This window comes from uncultured Phascolarctobacterium sp., assembly GCF_934190775.1.
In the GTDB taxonomy this organism is placed as follows: domain Bacteria; phylum Bacillota; class Negativicutes; order Acidaminococcales; family Acidaminococcaceae; genus Phascolarctobacterium_A.
In genome coordinates this window covers 71,464-88,632 of sequence record NZ_CAKPTG010000002.1, presented here as the reverse complement: position 1 = coordinate 88,632, position 17,169 = coordinate 71,464, and the positions used below count along the sequence as shown (strand labels likewise).

15 protein-coding genes are annotated in these 17,169 nt (G+C 47.7%); all 15 read right to left on the bottom strand.

Features of this window, described 5'->3' with window-relative positions:
• Positions 1-23 precede the first annotated feature (23 nt).
• Entirely contained in the window at positions 24-1,205 is a 1,182-nt protein-coding gene (locus tag Q0G26_RS01370; protein WP_293827867.1) for an FprA family A-type flavoprotein, read from the bottom strand.
• Between the two features lie 12 nt (positions 1,206-1,217).
• Entirely contained in the window at positions 1,218-2,942 is a 1,725-nt protein-coding gene (locus Q0G26_RS01365) for an ABC transporter ATP-binding protein/permease (RefSeq protein ID WP_293827865.1), read from the bottom strand.
• A gap of 165 nt (positions 2,943-3,107) precedes the next feature.
• Entirely contained in the window at positions 3,108-4,238 is a 1,131-nt protein-coding gene (locus Q0G26_RS01360) for a sodium ion-translocating decarboxylase subunit beta (RefSeq protein WP_293827863.1), read from the bottom strand.
• Between the two features lie 108 nt (positions 4,239-4,346).
• Complete coding sequence (locus Q0G26_RS01355; protein WP_021719200.1) at positions 4,347-4,736, bottom strand: biotin/lipoyl-containing protein; 390 nt, start codon at positions 4,734-4,736, stop codon at positions 4,347-4,349.
• A 55-nt stretch (positions 4,737-4,791) separates the two neighbouring features.
• Entirely contained in the window at positions 4,792-5,142 is a 351-nt protein-coding gene (locus tag Q0G26_RS01350; RefSeq protein ID WP_009145659.1) for an OadG family protein, read from the bottom strand.
• A gap of 60 nt (positions 5,143-5,202) precedes the next feature.
• Positions 5,203-6,702: a carboxyl transferase domain-containing protein gene (locus Q0G26_RS01345; RefSeq protein WP_210685480.1), complete on the bottom strand. Its 1,500-nt coding sequence runs from the start codon at positions 6,700-6,702 to the stop codon at positions 5,203-5,205.
• 161 nt (positions 6,703-6,863) lie between these two features.
• Positions 6,864-7,295, bottom strand: a complete 432-nt coding sequence (mce, locus tag Q0G26_RS01340) for a methylmalonyl-CoA epimerase (protein WP_293827861.1) — start codon at positions 7,293-7,295, stop codon at positions 6,864-6,866.
• 34 nt (positions 7,296-7,329) lie between these two features.
• Positions 7,330-8,268, bottom strand: coding sequence for a methylmalonyl Co-A mutase-associated GTPase MeaB (meaB, locus tag Q0G26_RS01335; RefSeq protein WP_293827859.1), 939 nt, complete (start codon positions 8,266-8,268; stop codon positions 7,330-7,332).
• Positions 8,269-8,348: 80 nt separating this feature from the next.
• On the bottom strand, positions 8,349-8,738 hold the full coding sequence (locus Q0G26_RS01330) for a cobalamin B12-binding domain-containing protein (RefSeq protein WP_293690592.1): 390 nt from the start codon (positions 8,736-8,738) through the stop codon (positions 8,349-8,351).
• Positions 8,739-8,781: 43 nt separating this feature from the next.
• Complete coding sequence (locus Q0G26_RS01325; protein ID WP_293827857.1) at positions 8,782-10,431, bottom strand: methylmalonyl-CoA mutase family protein; 1,650 nt, start codon at positions 10,429-10,431, stop codon at positions 8,782-8,784.
• A 263-nt stretch (positions 10,432-10,694) separates the two neighbouring features.
• Complete coding sequence (locus Q0G26_RS01320) at positions 10,695-12,233, bottom strand: succinate CoA transferase (protein ID WP_293722725.1); 1,539 nt, start codon at positions 12,231-12,233, stop codon at positions 10,695-10,697.
• Positions 12,234-12,656: 423 nt separating this feature from the next.
• A complete protein-coding gene (locus Q0G26_RS01315) occupies positions 12,657-14,381 on the bottom strand; it encodes an NADH-dependent [FeFe] hydrogenase, group A6 (RefSeq protein ID WP_293827855.1) in 1,725 nt (574 codons plus the stop codon).
• A 14-nt stretch (positions 14,382-14,395) separates the two neighbouring features.
• Positions 14,396-16,186 (bottom strand): NADH-quinone oxidoreductase subunit NuoF, encoded by a 1,791-nt coding sequence (gene nuoF / locus Q0G26_RS01310; RefSeq protein ID WP_293827850.1) that lies wholly within the window; start codon positions 16,184-16,186, stop codon positions 14,396-14,398.
• 74 nt (positions 16,187-16,260) lie between these two features.
• Positions 16,261-16,629: a (2Fe-2S) ferredoxin domain-containing protein gene (locus Q0G26_RS01305; RefSeq protein ID WP_293827848.1), complete on the bottom strand. Its 369-nt coding sequence runs from the start codon at positions 16,627-16,629 to the stop codon at positions 16,261-16,263.
• Between the two features lie 4 nt (positions 16,630-16,633).
• Complete coding sequence (locus Q0G26_RS01300; protein ID WP_293827846.1) at positions 16,634-17,161, bottom strand: ATP-binding protein; 528 nt, start codon at positions 17,159-17,161, stop codon at positions 16,634-16,636.
• Positions 17,162-17,169: the final 8 nt, after the last annotated feature.

Sequence of the window (17,169 nt, the reverse complement as noted above, 5' to 3'; positions counted from 1 at the left end):
TCGTTTTACACAAAATTCACAGCTCATTCAGCTTTTATTTTTAGGGCAAATTCATAACCATACTTTTCTGCGGCTTCAAGCTCAGCCTGCTGCGGCGTCCACTTGCAGTTAAAACCAGGTTCTACGGCATCGAAGCAGCTTTTTGTGAGAAGCTCTTCCATATCCTTCTGCGCGCCGCCAGCCCAGCCGAAGGTACCGAAGGCTGCAGCCTTTTTACCTTTAGCGCCCAGTCCCTTAAGATAAATCAGCAGCGAACCCATATTCGGCAGCATGCTGCAATTAAGCGTTGAAGAGCCTGCCAAAAAGCCGGATGCAGTAAAAAGCTCTGCTGCTACCGTACTGTTAGGTGTAACGCCCATTTTGAATACCTTCACTACAACACCGGCATTGGCAGCACCACGCGCAATTGCCCGCGCCAGCTTTTCTGTACCGCCCCACATGCTGTCATAAGCAATAACAAGGCTGCCATCCTGTACACCGGCTCCCCACTCACTGTAGCAGCGCAGAATATCAGGAATATGCTTTGTCCAGATTACACCATGGGAAGGCGCAAGCATTTTAATCTCCAGACCGCCAAGCTTTTTCAATGCGTTGCCAATCAGCTTAGCATAAGGCCAGAGAATGTTGGCAAAGTATTTTTTTGCTTCGTAGAATAGTTCGTCCTGATTCACTTCACAGTCAAAACGCTTGCTGGTAGCGTAATGCTGACCAAAGGCGTCATTAGAGAAAAGTATTTTATCATACTCACTATAGGTAGCCATGCTATCAGGCCAATGCAGCATAGCCATCGAAGCGAATTTCAAGGTGCGCTTACCGATATTTAAGGTTGCGCCGTCCTTAACTACCTCAAAAGCAAAGATGTTTCCGTAATGCTGAATAGCCTCGTTTTTGCCCTGCATCGTAATGTAAAACTTTGCTTTGGGGCACGCCTTGGCCAACGCAGGCATAGCACCGGAATGGTCAGGCTCAACATGGTTAATAATAATATTTTCGATAGACTCCAGCGGTGTTACCTGGCTGATGTTGTTAAGAAGCTCTTCGGTAAAGGGTGCTTTAACCGTATCAATCAAGGTAATTTTTTCATCCATAATCAGATAAGAGTTATAGGTTGCACCCCGCTCGGTTTTGTAGCCGTGAAAATCACGCACAGCCCAATCCTGGACACCAACGTCATAAATGTTTTCAGCAATTTGTAATGGCAGCATAAGAAAACCCCCTTATAATTTTTCAAGCGTAACTTGACGAGTAACTTTATTCAAGCGCAAAACATGCTCATGATATTTATTAAGCGTACTGCGATGACCAACGCTGACAACAGTAGTCTGCGGCAGACGCTCCTGCAGCAGGCTGTACATGGTCGCCTCAGTGTCTTCGTCTAACGCAGAGGTTGCTTCATCGAGGAAAAGCCATTGCGGCTGCTGAATGTGCGCACGCACAAAAGCCAGACGCTGCTGTTCACCGACAGAAAGCACATGGCTCCAATCAGCCTCCAAATCCAGCTTGTCCTTAAGATAGCCAATCTGACATAAATCCATAAGATAGATAAGCTCTGCATCATCAACAGGTTTATTGCCCGGGTAATTAAGCGCAGCACGCAGTGTGCCTAACGGTAAATAAGGCTTCTGCGGAATAAACATCAGCTTGTCGCGCTCAGGTAAAAATATTTTGCCGTCGACAAAAGGCCAAATTCCAGAAATAGCACGCAGCAAGGTACTTTTACCGCTGCCGCTGACACCCTTAATCAAAACATTATGCCCAGGTTGCAGAGTAAAGCTGATGTTCTGCAAAAGCGGTTGGCCATCGGGAAGATTAATCTGCATATTGCTTACCTTAACAGCATCAGCTGCAGCAAAACGTTCCACATGGAAGCGTTCTGCCTGCTGGGAAACATCATGCATATGATGGCCAAAATAAGTTAAACGCATGACAACAGCCTGCCATTGGGCAATGCTGCTGTACATATCAACAAAATACGAAAGCGAATCCTGCACACGGCCAAAGGCACTGGCAACCTGCATCAATCCGCCGAGTGTTACTTCTTTCGTAAGATAACGATTCATTGCTACAACAAAGGGAAAAATAATTGCGATCTGCGAATAACCGGAGTTTAAGAAAACAAGCTGCTTTTGCTTATTAACAAGCTTCCAGAAGTTATCAAGAAGCATTTTAAAGCGTTGCTTAAAGACACTGCCTTCCTGCGCCTCACCACGGTAGAAAGCGACACTTTCAGCACTTTCACGCAGGCGGATCATGCTGAAACGAAAGTCTGCTTCATACTTTTGTTGGATAAAGTTTATTTTTACCAGCTTACGGCCTACCAGATGTGTAATATAGGTACCAATCACCGAATAAAGCAGTGATGCCCATAGCATATAACCATTAATCGTCCATGTCTTACCCATAACGGTAAACGTAAGACTGCCAGAAAGATTGTAGAGGATGACAACAAATGACGCAAAGGTGCAAAAAGCCTTGAGAATACCTATACCAAAGCTTAAGGTCATTTCGACAAACTGACGCACATCCTCACTGATACGTTGGTCAGGGTTATCCGTATCCTTACCGAACATCTGCAGATTATAATAGGTTTTGTTTTGCAGCCAGATGTCAATAAAGCGTGTTGTCAGCCAACGACGCCAATGCAAAATCAACGTCTGCTGTAAATAGTAGGAGTACACTGCTAATAAGATATAGATAGCAGCTAACCAGGAAAAGTGAATCAACTCATCAAAAATCTTTTGCGCGTCGTAGTTTTGCAAAGCACTATAAAAGCTGTTATTCCATTGGTTAAGCAATACCAGCATATAAACTACGCCAAGTGTCAAAACTATAATGCACCCTAATAAAAAGAAAGCCTTTTTCTTTTCTTCTGATTGCCAATAGCTTTTAGTAAGGTACCAGACATCTCTAAAAAACTGTCTGGTCAGATTAAAACGTTGCATATATTCAGGACTCCTCTATCAAAAAATGCCATTCTATTCTTGAACAGTTCTTTTTTATTATACTATAAATATCGGAGTTAGAGTATCGCCAGCCGTAAAATTTACATTTTAGATACAAAAAAAAGAGCTCACACTAATGTGTGAGCTCTTGAAGTTAGCTAATGATTATTTGCCAACAGGACCGATCATAGCCAGCATGGTACCTGCAGCAACTGCAGTACCGATAACGCCTGCTACGTTAGGACCCATAGCGTGCATCAGCAGGAAGTTAGCCGGGTTAGCTTTCTGACCAACTTTTTGAGATACACGAGCAGCCATAGGAACTGCGGAAACGCCAGCGGAACCAATCAACGGGTTGGTCTTGCCACCGTCTACCATGCACATCAGCTTACCGAAGATAACGCCCATAGCAGTACCAGCTACGAATGCAACCAGGCCGAGAACGATGATCAACAGAGTCTTAGCATTCAGGAAAGACTCAGCGCTCATGGTCAGACCAGTACCGGTAGCCAGCATGATGGTTACAGTGTTCATCAGTGCGTTTTGTGCGGTGTCGGACAGACGATCCAGGCAGCCAGCTTCTTTGAACAGGTTACCAAGCATCAGCATACCAATCAGAGCGGTTACGGAAGGTAACAGCAGAGAAATAACGATGGTGCACATGATCGGGAAAGCAACCTTTTCAAAGTGAGAAACCGGACGCAGCTGTTGCATAACGATCTTACGATCTGCTTCAGTGGTGAACAGTTTCATGATAGGAGGCTGAATCAGCGGAACCAAAGACATGTAGGAGTAAGCAGCAACTGCGATTGCACCTAACAGCTGAGGAGCCATTTTAGCAGCCAGGTAGATGGAAGTCGGGCCGTCAGCACCACCGATGATGCCGATAGCAGCAGCCTCTTGTACGGTGAAGCCAAGCAGCATAGCGCCCAGCAGAGCTACGAATACACCGCCCTGTGCAGCAGCGCCCAGGAGCAGGGTTTTCGGGTTAGCCAGCAGAGGACCAAAGTCGGTCATAGCGCCTACGCCCAAGAAGATCAACGGAGGGAATACTTCGTGGTGAATACCATACATGATAACGGACATAACACCAGGTTCTTCGAAACCGTTTTTAGGAATGTTAGCAAGAATACAACCGAATGCGATCGGGGACAGCAGCAAAGGCTCAAAACCTTTACCAATAGCCATATAAAGCAGAACCAGACCTACAACGATCATGATTACGTGACCGCTGGTCAAAGCGGAGAAACCGGAGTCTGCCCATACGGAAGACAAAGCAACGACAAATGCTTCCATTTAATATCCTCCCAATTTTCAATTTGTGGAAGGGGCTCTGCGAAAAGCCCCCTCCAAGGATCAAGGGTATTTTAAGACTTACTGATATTGCGAACTATCGAGTAAGAATTAGAGAACGATCATAACGTCGCCGGTAGCAACAGTTTGGCCTGCGGAAACGCGAACGTCGGAAACAGTGCCATCAGCCGGAGCCATGATTTCGTTTTGCATTTTCATAGCTTCCAGAATCAGCAGAACGTCGCCGGATTTAACAGCGTCGCCAGCTTTTACGTTAACGGACAGAACTTTGCCCGGCATAGGAGCGGAAACGGTGGTTGCACCAGCAGCAACCGGAGCAGCAGCTTTCGGAGCCGGAGCCGGAGCAGCTTTCGGAGCGGGAGCAGCAGCCGGAGCCGGAGCAGCTTTCGGAGCAGCTTTCGGAGCGGAAGCAACAACGCCTGCTTCTTCAACTTCAACTTCGTATGCGGTACCATTTACGGTGATAGTATACTTTTTCATGGATATAATCCTCCTTAAAATCTCGTTTTTTAATTAAAATTGCAAACTTTATGCATTAGAAGCATTCTTTACGAACGCTAATAGCTTCAACACGACTGCTTACAGTCCATGCAGATTTAGCATCAATACGACGAACGCAAGCGATTTGGTCTGCGCTAACGCCGCAAGCTGCTACTGCTGCAGCGATAACAGCGATAATTTCGCTATCATCTTGAGCTGCTGCAACCGGAGCTGCAGCGGGAGCTGCTGCCGGTGTAGGAGCTACTGCCGGTTTAGCAACTTTTTTTTTAGTCGGATCGATAACTTGGAGTAAGTTCATCAATACGCCCAGAGCGATCAGTACGCCGAATACGATGGTCATATTGATTAAAGCAATCAACCAAGGATTAGTAGTAACAGGACCCATTTATTTCACCTCATCTTATCTTAAAATAGGTTGTTTAAGCACTAAGCAATTGCTTGTGAATTACAAAGGAATGTTGCCGTGGCGTTTTGCCGGACGGGTTTCGCGTTTGCTTTCCAGCATTTGCAGAGCGTTGATGATGGTGGGACGAGTATTTTTCGGTTCGATAACCATGTCAACCATGCCGCGCATTGCTGCTTGGTACGGAGTAGCGAAGTTGTCGATGTACTCTTTGGTCTTAGCTTCAACATCAGGATCTTTACGGAAGATGATGTTAGCAGCACCAGCAGGACCCATAACTGCGATTTCAGCGGTCGGCCATGCGATAACTTGGTCAGCGCCCAGATCTTGAGAGCACATTGCCAAGTAGGAACCGCCGTAAGCTTTACGGGTAACCAGAGTGATTTTAGGAACAGTAGCTTCAGAGTAAGCATACAGCATCTTAGCGCCGTGACGGATAATGCCGCCGTATTCTTGGTTGCAGCCAGGCAGGAAGCCAGGAACGTCAACCAGGTTCAGCAGAGGAATGCCGAAAGCGTCGCAGAAGCGGATGAAACGAGCGGATTTATCGGAAGCGTTGATATCCAGGCAGCCAGCCATAACTTTCGGTTGGTTAGCAATGATACCTACGGTTTGACCATCCATACGAGCGAAGCAAGTGATGATGTTGGTTGCCCAGTATTTTTGGTTTTCATAGAATTCGCCGTTATCTACGATAGATCTGATTACATCATACATATCGTAAGCTTGGTTGGAGTTGTCCGGCAGCAGAGTGTTCAGGCTGTCGTCGGTACGCATCGGGTCATCACCAGTCTCTACGATCGGAGCACCTTCAACGTTGTTGGAAGGCAGGAAGGAGAGCAGGTAACGGATTTGTTGCAGGCAGTCTTCGTCGTTTTCAGCAGCGAAGTGAGCAACACCAGAAGTGCTGTTGTGGGTCATAGCGCCACCCAGTTGTTCTTGGGTTACATCTTCACCGGTAACGGATTTAACTACTGCAGGGCCGGTAATGAACATTTTGGAAGTGTTCTTTACCATGTAGATGAAGTCGGTCAGTGCCGGGCTGTAAACAGCGCCGCCAGCGGAAGGACCCATAATTGCAGAAATCTGAGGAACTACGCCAGAAGCAATGGTGTTCTCGAAGAAGATTTTACCATAGCCAGCCAGAGCGTCGATAGCTTCCTGGATACGAGCACCGCCGGAATCGTTCAGGCCAACCAGCGGAGCACCCATTTTCAGTGCCAGGCGTTGTACTTTAACGATTTTAGCAGCATGCATTTCGCCGAGGGAGCCACCTTCAACGGTGAAGTCCTGTGCGAATACATAAACCAGACGGCCATCGATGGTGCCGTAACCGGTGGTTACGCCTTCACCAGGCAGTTCTTTCTTTTCTTGACCGAAGTTGTAGCAACGATGACGTACAAAACGGTCGAGTTCTACGAAGGAACCTTCGTCGAGGAGAGCAGCGATTCTTTCACGAGCAGTCATTTTGCCGGATTCATGTTGTTTAGCAACACGTTTTTCGCCACCAGCAGCCAGAATTACTTCGGCTTTTTTGAGCATTTTCTCAATTTTTTCTTGAGTAGACAAATCTTACACCTCCATCATTATTGGGAGAACAAATTTATACACAGATGCTGAAGATATATCACTTGTATATCTCCAGCATTATGTAGCTTAAATTATGGGACCTTAAATCGCCCTAAATCTACGCAGCTAATAAATTAGTCTTTGTAGGTTGCAGCCGGTTGGCACAGTTCGAGCAGCAGGCCAGCGGATTTCGGATGAACGAAAGCGATTTTCATGTTGCCAGCACCATTACGAGGAGCTTTGTCGATCATGCGAACGCCAGCTTCGGTCAGGTCAGCAATAGCAGCTTTGATGTCATCAACGCGCAGAGCCATATGTTGGATGCCAGGGCCGTTTTTAGCAACGTATTTGCCGATAGGACCATCGTTGTTTTCAGTGATATCAACCAGGAGCTCAATCAGGGTTTCGCCGCAGGGAACAAATACGGTAGCAACACCTTGTTCTTTAACTTCTTCAGTACCAGTAGCTTTCAGGCCCAGTACCTCAGTGTAGATTTTTGCAGCTTCTTCCAAGGTACCACTGCAAGCGATACCTACATGGTCAACACAAATAGTTTTGAATGCCATAATAAATTCCTCCTAAAATTGTTTTTTTGGCGGTTTATTTTAAAACCTTGCCAACAATATCATCAACGACAGAGTACGGCTCAATCTCGCGGGATTGCATTTTAACAACCAGGTTGTCAAATTCATCCGTTTGAATGACGTTCTTGTCGATGTAGCGATTTACATGGTCATTAAGCATAGCGGTAACCTCGTTTTTAATACGAGCTTTACGGATATCGTTTAATTTACCACTCTCAATCAAATATGCCTTGTGAGCCTCAATAGAGTCCACAACAGCCTCTATACCTTCACCCTTGCTGGCAATGGTCCTGTTAATCGGAGGACGCCAGCCAACATGTTCGGGATTTAATTCGAGCATCATCTCAATCTCAATGTTGAGCTTGTCTGTACCTTCACGATCTGCTTTGTTAATCGTGAACAGGTCACCGATTTCAAGTATACCTGCTTTAATAGCCTGGATATCGTCGCCCATGCCAGGAATTACTACTACCATAGTAGTATCTGCGGTCTTTACAATGTCAACCTCAGATTGTCCTACGCCTACGGTTTCAACGATAATTACATCCATGCCGAAAGCATCCATTAATTTAACAGCGTCACCTGCTTTTTGAGACAGGCCGCCAAGGCTGCCGCGAGTTGCCATAGAGCGTACAAAAATGCCCTCGTCTGCGGTCAGATCCATCATTCTGATACGGTCGCCTAAGATAGCGCCGCCAGAATACGGGCTAGTGGGGTCAATTGCTACGATACCTACGGTCTTGCCGCGTTTACGGTATTCTTTAGCCAATTTATCAGTCAGAGTACTTTTACCAGCACCCGGAGGGCCAGTGATACCAATTACATAAGCATTACCAGTATGAGGATAAATTTCTGTCATAACTTTGACAGCATCATCGTATTCATTTTCAACAGCAGTGATTGCTTTAGATAATGCAAGACGAGAATGATTTAATAACTTATCTACTATTTCCATAATTCACACCGCCTTGTTTTGGATAGTGAATATTTTATAAGGCAAGCCGGGACAAACCCGGCTTGCTTTAAGGGATAAAATTATTTAACGTTAGCGTTGATGAAATCAACAATTTTGCTGGTCGGGGTGCCCGGAGTGAATACTTCAGCAATGCCAGCAGCTTTCAGGCCAGGGATGTCAGCGTCAGGAATAACGCCGCCGCCGATAACCAGAACGTCGGTCAGGCCTTTTTCTTTCAGCAGTTCAACTACTTTCGGGAAAAGGGTGTTGTGAGCGCCGGACAGCAGGGACAGTGCAACAACGTTTACGTCGTCTTGCAGAGCAGCTTCAGCGATTTGTTCCGGAGTCAGACGGATACCGGTGTAGATAACTTCAAAACCAGCGTCGCGCAGAGCACGAGCTACAACTTTAGCACCGCGGTCATGGCCATCCAGACCCGGTTTAGCAACTAAAACTTTAACGTTAGCCATTATAGTTTACCTCCGTATATTGGTTGTGTTTACAAATTACAAATTAGAGAGTGGTATGAGGTTGGTATTCGCCGAATACTTTTCTCATTACGCCGCAGATTTCGCCTTCGGTTGCGTATGCACGAACTGCATCCAGAATCAGAGGCATCAGGTTTACATTTTCATCTGCGCAGCCAGCTTCCAGAGCTTTCAGAGCAGTTTCTACAGCAGCGTTGTCACGGCGAGCTTTCAGAGCAGCAATCTTTTCAGCTTGCAGCTTGCCTACAGAACCGTCTACGCGCAGCAGGTTTTTCGGAGCTTCTTCTTCTTGAGTGAATTTGTTAACGCCAACGATGATACGGTCGCCTTTTTCGATTTCCATCTGCCATTTGTAAGCAGAGTCTTGGATTTCTTTTTGGATGTAGCCTTTAGCGATTGCTTCAGGAGCGCCACCGATTTCGTCAATTTTCTTAATGTATTCCCAAGCTTCAGCTTCGATCTTATCGGTCAGAGCTTCTACATAGTAGGAGCCGCCCAACGGATCAACGGTGTCAGCCAGGCCGGATTCGTAAGCAACGATTTGTTGGGTACGCAGAGCGATGGTTACAGACTCAGTGGTCGGCAGTGCCAAAGCTTCGTCTTTGGAGTTGGTGTGCAGGGATTGAGTACCACCCATTACAGCAGCAGCAGTTTGCAGAGCAACACGAACGATGTTGTTGTTCGGTTGTTGAGCAGTCAGCATGGAGCCAGCGGTTTGGGTATGTACACGCAGCATCATGGATTTCGGTTTTTTAGCACCGAAACGCTCTTTCATAACTTTGGACCATACACGACGGGAAGCACGGAATTTAGCAACTTCTTCGAGTACGTTGTTATGAGCATTCCAGAAGAAGGACAGACGGCCTGCAAATGCGTCAACGTCCAGACCAGCTTTGATAGCAGCTTCTACATAAGCGATACCATCAGCAATGGTGAATGCGATTTCCTGAGAAGCGGTGGAACCAGCTTCACGGATATGGTAACCGGAGATGGAAATGGTGTTCCACAGCGGTACGTTCTTGGAGCAATATTCAAAAATGTTGGTGATCAAACGCATGGACGGTTTCGGCGGGAAAATGTAAGTGCCGCGAGCAGCATACTCTTTCAGAATATCGTTCTGAATGGTACCACGCAGTTTGTCAGCGGAAACGCCTTGTTTCTCAGCTACTGCAATGTACATAGCCAGCAGTACGGAAGCAGGAGCGTTGATGGTCATAGAAGTGGATACTTTATCCAGGGAAATTTGGTCGAACAGGATTTCCATGTCAGCCAGGGAGTCGATAGCTACGCCTACTTTACCAACTTCGCCTTCAGCCATCGGATCGGTGGAATCATAACCGATCTGGGTCGGCAGGTCGAATGCGCAGGACAGGCCGGAACCACCGTTAGCCAGCAGGTAACGATAACGTTTGTTGGATTCTTCAGCGGTGGAGAAACCAGCATACATACGCATGGTCCAGAAACGGCCACGATACATGGTCGGTTGAACACCACGGGTGTAAGGATATTCACCAGGGAAGCCCAGTTTAGTCATGTAGTCAAAGTTTTCACCAAGATCTACCGGGGTGTACAGTCTGTTAGGAACCAGGTTTGCGCGTTCAGGGTTTTTTACCAGTTTAGCTTCAACTTCAGCATGATATTTTTCTAAACCAGCTTTAATTTCTTCAAATGCCATTCTCAAATCCTCCTTAAAATATTTGTGTTTCATATTTCGGATTGGACGGTTCCGAAATGATGGTGAGAGTGTTCCGTCTATGACGGCTATATATGGCAAAGTCTAGGGTGAGACTTCGTCAACTGAATTTATCAGGCAAAGCCTTGGGTGAGGCTCTGTCTATATATACCTGCCGGCGGGAATCTCACCCACCGGCAAGCACATTACATAGTTTAACCTATTTTGCAAAACTTAACAAGGGGTTTCGCAAAGTTTTTTTAAAATTATTTACCTTCAACCATGCCTTCCATGGAACCGGTTTCAGCAAACAGTTTGTAGCAATCGAATGCTTCTGCCAGGATGTGCGGGGTTTGGCTGTTGCCGCAAGCTTCGCAAGCGCGTTTGAAGTAGTCATACAGCCAAGGTTGATATTTCGGGTTAGCAATCTGATCGATGATGATCGGAGCTTTTTCTTTCGGGCTCAGGCCACGCAGGTCAGCAACGCCACGTTCGGAAACGATAACGTCAACGTCCAGAGTAGCATGGTCGATATGGCTGCAGAACGGAACTACGGAAGAAATCTTGCCGCCTTTTGCCAGGGAGTTGGTGAAGAATACGGTCAGGTAGCCGTTACGAGCGAAGTCGCCGGAACCACCAACGCCGTTCATCAGCTTGGTGCCGCAAACATGAGTGGAGTTTACGTTACCATAGATATCAACTTCAATAGCAGTGTTCATTGCAATTACGCCGATACGACGAGCAACTTCAGGGCTGTTGGAGATTTCTTGCGGACGGAGCAGCAAGTATTTTTTGTAGTGTTCTACGTTCTCGTAGAATTTCTTTTGGCACTCAGGAGACGGAGTCAGAGCGGTACCGGAAGCAACGCGGAGTTTACCAGCGTCGATCAGGTCGAACATACCATCTTGAATAACCTCAGTGTAAACGGTCAGGTCTTCGAAATCGGAGTTAACCAGACCATTGATAACTGCGTTAGCAACGGAACCTACGCCAGATTGCAGCGGCAGCAGGTTTTTCGGCAGACGGCCTTCTTTAACTTCGTTTTTCAGGAAGTTAACGAGGTTAGCGCCCATATGTTTAGCGTCGTCGTCGATTTCGCCCAGCGGACGAACGATGTCAGGACGGTCGCAGGGAACTACTGCAACGATTTTTTCTACTTCGCAAGGAATGTAGGTGGTACCGATGCGGTCTTCCGGAGCGGTGATAGGAATCGGTTGACGATTCGGAGGATCCAGAGGAATATAGGAGTCATGCATGCCTTCCAGGCCTACCGGTTGGGTGGTGTTAACTTCAACGATAACTTTTTTAGCACCAGCTACATAGGAAGAGCTGTTGCCCATGGAAGTGGTCGGAATCAAGCCAACCATGCCATTGCCGAGGTCATTGATTTTGCAAACTTCAACGATTGCAACATCCGGACCGGTCGGACGGCCAGCCATGTAACCATAGCGAACCATTTGAGCCATGTGAGACAGATGAATATCAGCGTATTTTACTTTGCCAGCGTTGATAGCTTTACGCATGGTGCCGTTGGTCTGGTAAGGCAGACGACGGTCAATGATGTCAGCTTCAACCATTGCTTGGTCAATTTCAGGACCAACAGATGCGCCAGTCCAAACGTTAACTTTGAAAGGAGTTTTTTTGCCCTTTTCAGCAAGAGCCAGAGGAACAGCTTTCGGATAGCCAGACGGGGTGAAACCGCTGACACCTAAATTGTCACCATCTTTTACGAATTCTGCAGCAGCTTCAGCGCTCATCACTTTATCAGCTACTACGTCACAAATGCGATCTTTAATATCGATCATGTTTACCTTCCTCCTTTTAATTAGGACATTGTGTTTTATAAGGGTGTTACCCCTGTGCATATAACTTATCAGCAATGCCTTGTGACATTACAAATAAGATATTACCTGTTTTTAAGCACTTCACAAATATTTCATACTTGACTATTTAGTCATTTCGACATATAACAGAAAACTCCTGCTTATGCTATAAATATTTTTTTAAATGCTTCTTTTGTTCTGCTACAATTATAACACATTTTCAGAAAAACTTCACTTTTTTCTGTCAAATTTTTCCTGTGTTTTACATAGCAGGTAAAATGCACTCAACGCTATATATAATACCAGCAAAATTGTAACACTGCAAGCTTTTTCTTTACAAATTTACAAAACACCCCCTTCTTTCTGCGGAAAAAAAAGGGGTTTTGTATTATCCAGATAGAACAATTAACGATTTTGCGCGTGGTAATGTGTGTGCAGTAGACTATGAGCCTTCTCAGAAAGAGGTTTGCCTAACCACGTATCATAAAGTGTTTTTATTTCCGGGTTTTCATGCGATTTTCGTAATTCGCTTGTACGGTCGCAGTTAAAAATCGCTTCACGGCGTTTTTCCCTGATGGAAGCATCCACCGGCACAGGCTGACCACCACCGCCGATGCAGCCACCCGGGCAGGCCATAACCTCAATAAACTGGTAGTCTGCAGTTCCTGCCTTAATGCGTTCCAGCATTATCCTGGCAGATTTAAGCGTATGTACTACAGCAACCTTTACAGCTGTACCTGCAACATCAATAACCGCCTCGCGTGTCTGCTCCATGCCGCGTACTTCATTATATTCAACCTTAGGCAGCTCCTTGCCGGCAACAACCTCGGCCACAGTACGCAGAGCCGCTTCCATTACGCCACCGGTCGTACCGAAGATAACGGCAGCGCCGGTACCGGTACCCAGCGGAGAATCAAACTCTGCCTCCTCCAGCGCATTAAAGTCAATACCAGCCTCACGGATCATGCGTCCCAGCTCGCGTGTAGTGATAACCACATCTACATCGCGATAGCCGCTGGCGCACATTTCCTCACGTGCAGCCTCCGCCTTTTTCGCAGTACAGGGCATTACGGACACACTGACTATTTTTGCCGGATCAATGCCTGCACGTTCAGCAAAGTAGGTTTTGGCAACAGCACCAAACATCTGCTGCGGAGATTTGGCAGTAGACAGATGCGGCAGCAGCTCAGGATATTTCAGCTCAATCATATTTACCCAGCCCGGACTGCAGGAGGTAATCATCGGCAGCACGCCACCGTTCTGCAAGCGCTGCAGGAACTCATGACCTTCCTCCATAATCGTCAGGTCGGCAGAGAAGTTGGTATCAAAAACCTTATCAAAGCCTAAATGACGCAATGCTGCTACCATTTTGCCGGTAACAACCTGACCTGCCGGAATGCCCAGCTCCTCGCCCAGAGCAACACGCACTGACGGAGCAGTTTGTACTACAACAACCTTCTCAGGATTGTTGATTGCATCCCAAACCTTGTCGGTATCGTCCTTTTCCACGATAGCGCCTGTCGGGCAGACATCAGCACACTGGCCGCAGTAGGTGCAGGCACTGTTGAGCAGGTCATGCTCAAAGGCTGTGGATACCATGGTATTGAAGCCACGGCCGGCAAAGCTGTAAACGCTCATGCCCTGCACATCACGGCAAACACGAATGCAGCGTCCGCAGAGAATGCATTTTTCCTGATCGCGTACCAAAGAAGGATTACTGTTGTCAATAGTACGCGCCCTTGTTTCGCCACCCTCGAAGCGCAGCTTACGCACGCCCAGATCAGCGGCAATTTTCTGCAGCTCGCAGTCGCCATTCTTCTGACAGCACAGGCAATCCTTCGGGTGATTTGTCAAAAGCAGCTCCAGCACAGTTTTGCGTGCTTCGCGTACCTTGGAGGTATTGGTTTTTACTACCATACCCTCGCTTACAGGATATACGCAGGAAGCAACCAGAGTACGCGCACCGCTGGCCTCTACCATACACAGGCGGCAGGCACCCTCCGGACGCAGGTCCGGATGATAGCACAGCGTAGGAATATAAATACCTGCGCTGCGTGCAGCCTCCAGAACGCTGGAGCCTGCCGGGGCCTGAATCTGTTTTCCATCTATTGTCAAATTAACCATCTGCATCTTCAGTCCCCTCCTTATGCTTTACTGATTGCCTTAAACGGGCACGCTGCCATGCAGGCACCGCATTTAATGCATTTATTCTGGTCAATAACATGTTTTGCTTTCGGTGAACCGCTGATAGCCTGTACCGGACACTGACGTGCGCACAGCCCGCAGCCGCGGCAGGCATCGCTGATTTCGTAATGCAGCATCTTTTCACAGACGCCTGCAGGACAGCGCTTCTCTTTGATATGCGCCTCGTATTCATCTCTGAAATATTTCAAGGTGCTCAAAACAGGGTTAGGAGCGGTTTGTCCCAAGCCGCAAAGAGCTGTTTCCTTGATATTCTTGGCAAGGCTTTCCAGCAGCTCGATATCGCCCTCGCGTCCCTGTCCCTCCGTAATACGGGTAAGGATTTCCAGCATACGCTTCGTGCCTTCGCGGCAGGGAGTGCATTTGCCGCAGGATTCCGATTGCGTAAAGTTCAAGAAGAACTTAGCAACATCAACCATGCAGGTGTCCTCATCCATAACAACCAGACCGCCGCTGCCCATCATAGCACCGGCAGCAATCAGGGAATCGTAATCTACAGGCAAATCCAACATGCTTTCGGGCAGACAGCCGCCGGACGGACCGCCGATCTGTACAGCCTTAAACTTTTTGCCGTTGGTAATACCGCCGCCGATATCATAGATAATCTCGCGCATGGTAATGCCCATTGGCACCTCTGCCAGACCGGTATTATTGATTTTGCCGGTCAAAGCGAAAACCTTGGTGCCCTTGGATTTTTCGGTACCCAGTTGGCAGTACCAGTCTGCGCCGTTAACGATAATCTGCGCAACATTGGCAAAGGTTTCTACGTTGTTGATATTCGTCGGCTTGCCCCACAGGCCGCTGACCGCAGGGAAAGGCGGACGCGGGCGCGGCATACCGCGCTTACCTTCGATAGAAGCCATCAGTGCAGTTTCTTCGCCGCAGACGAAGGCACCTGCACCCTCTTTGATATGAATAGTAAAGCTGAAATCGCTTTCAAAAATATGCTCGCCTAACAGGCCCATTTCTTCGGCCTGAGCAATAGCGGTACGCAGGCGTTTGATAGCCAGCGGATATTCCGCACGTACATAGATATAGCCTTCATCGGCACCCATAGCATAACCGCAGATAGCCATGCCCTCCAATACACGGTGCGGGTCGCCCTCCAGAACGCTGCGGTCCATAAATGCGCCCGGGTCGCCCTCGTCAGCATTACAGATAACATACTTTTTATCGCTCTCGGAGTTTTTGGCAAACTGCCATTTCATACCGGTCGGGAAGCCGCCGCCGCCACGACCGCGCAGGCCGGATTTTTTGACCTCGTCTACAACCTCCTGCGGAGTCATCTGCGTAATAGCCTTAGCCAATGCCTCATAACCACCTACAGCGATATACTCTTCAATAGCCTCCGGGTTAATCGCGCCGCAGTTAGCCAACACCAGACGATGCTGCTTTTTGTAAAAGCCGATTTCCGAATAACGCGGAACCTGCTCCTGATTGATTGGTTCACGATAAAGCAGACGCTGTACGATACGTCCTTTATATAAATGTTCTTCAACGATGGTTTTAACGTCCTCCGGCTTCACACCACAATAGAAGGTGCCTTCCGGATAAACGATAACCAGCGGTCCGTGCTCGCAGAAGCCATGGCAACCGGTTTCCACAACCATAACCTCATCCTGCAGGCCGAACTTTTGCAGCTCTCTGGCAAAAGTCAGCTGGATTTCCTTCGAGCCGTTAGCCTTACAGCCCGTACCGCCACACACTAAAACGTGAGCTCTTATATGCTGCATAATATTTTCCTCCACCTGTTTTGTTTACAAGCTATGATACAACAGCTCCTCCGGCTGTGTACCCTGCCTGCGGCTTATTCCTGATCCAGCCTGCCTACGACAAGCTCTTCTACAATATGACCGTTTACCACATGCTCTGCGATAATTTTGGCTACATCCTCAGGGGTTACCTTGCCATAGGTAATGCGTGCTTCACCTGGACGCACTACATCCACAAGCACCTCTTTTTCGCACATGCCGATGCAGCCTGTCTGCTGTACCTGCACGTCAAATAAATGACGCTTGTTCAGCTCCTGCAAAATAGCGCTCATAACCTCGCGCGCACCGGCAGCAATACCGCAGGTACCCATGCCGACAATAATTTTCGTTTCCGAGCTTTGACGCAGCTTGATATCTGCTTTCAGCTTATCTCTCAAAGCGTGTAAATCCGCTAAGCTTTTCATTCGTTTATACCTCCTTACCCTGCACCTGTGCCAGCTGTTCTTGCAAATAAGCTCCCAGCCAGGCGTATATTTCAGGATTGGCAAAGTCACACGCTTCGCCTAATATTTCTCTGACCTCCTGCGTTCTGAACACCAACGAGCCGTTGGCACCGTTATAGGCAAATTCCAGCTCCAGCTGCGGCGCCCCCGCCAACAGCACCTGCACACTGCTCACAATATCTCCCAGCGGAGGCCGGTCAATATTATCTGCCGCGAAATATGCAGTCAGCTCGGTTCCCTTCCCGGGCGCAGATTGCAGCTCCAAATGTCCGCCGCATTGCTGCGTAACCATATCTATAAAGGGAATCCCCATACCTACCTTTCTGGTAGTACGGCTGGTAACAAAGGGGTCACGCACCCGCTGCAGCATCTCGCTATCCATGCCCTTGCCGTCATCGCGAACACTGAAAACGAAGTACCCCTGTTCATTTTCGCTGATAGTCAGCCAGATGTGACGAGCACCGGCAGCCACAGAATTTTGGGCTATATCCAAGATGTGTA

What these genes read in the sequence shown, in the direction of transcription:
- Q0G26_RS01370 (WP_293827867.1), bottom strand. Translation starts at nt 1,205, where the DNA reads ATGCTGCCATTACAAATTGCTGAAAACATTTATGACGTTGGTGTCCAG.
- Q0G26_RS01350 (WP_009145659.1), bottom strand. Translation starts at nt 5,142, where the DNA reads ATGGGTCCTGTTACTACTAATCCTTGGTTGATTGCTTTAATCAATATG.
- Q0G26_RS01305 (WP_293827848.1), bottom strand. Translation starts at nt 16,629, where the DNA reads ATGAAAAGCTTAGCGGATTTACACGCTTTGAGAGATAAGCTGAAAGCA.
- Q0G26_RS01330 (WP_293690592.1), bottom strand. Translation starts at nt 8,738, where the DNA reads ATGGCTAACGTTAAAGTTTTAGTTGCTAAACCGGGTCTGGATGGCCAT.
- Q0G26_RS01315 (WP_293827855.1), bottom strand. Translation starts at nt 14,381, where the DNA reads ATGCAGATGGTTAATTTGACAATAGATGGAAAACAGATTCAGGCCCCG.
- Q0G26_RS01360 (WP_293827863.1), bottom strand. Translation starts at nt 4,238, where the DNA reads ATGGAAGCATTTGTCGTTGCTTTGTCTTCCGTATGGGCAGACTCCGGT.
- meaB (WP_293827859.1), bottom strand. Translation starts at nt 8,268, where the DNA reads ATGGAAATAGTAGATAAGTTATTAAATCATTCTCGTCTTGCATTATCT.
- mce (WP_293827861.1), bottom strand. Translation starts at nt 7,295, where the DNA reads ATGGCATTCAAAACTATTTGTGTTGACCATGTAGGTATCGCTTGCAGT.
- Q0G26_RS01365 (WP_293827865.1), bottom strand. Translation starts at nt 2,942, where the DNA reads ATGCAACGTTTTAATCTGACCAGACAGTTTTTTAGAGATGTCTGGTAC.
- Q0G26_RS01320 (WP_293722725.1), bottom strand. Translation starts at nt 12,233, where the DNA reads ATGATCGATATTAAAGATCGCATTTGTGACGTAGTAGCTGATAAAGTG.
- Q0G26_RS01345 (WP_210685480.1), bottom strand. Translation starts at nt 6,702, where the DNA reads ATGCTCAAAAAAGCCGAAGTAATTCTGGCTGCTGGTGGCGAAAAACGT.
- nuoF (WP_293827850.1), bottom strand. Translation starts at nt 16,186, where the DNA reads ATGCAGCATATAAGAGCTCACGTTTTAGTGTGTGGCGGTACGGGCTGT.
- Q0G26_RS01325 (WP_293827857.1), bottom strand. Translation starts at nt 10,431, where the DNA reads ATGGCATTTGAAGAAATTAAAGCTGGTTTAGAAAAATATCATGCTGAA.
- Q0G26_RS01355 (WP_021719200.1), bottom strand. Translation starts at nt 4,736, where the DNA reads ATGAAAAAGTATACTATCACCGTAAATGGTACCGCATACGAAGTTGAA.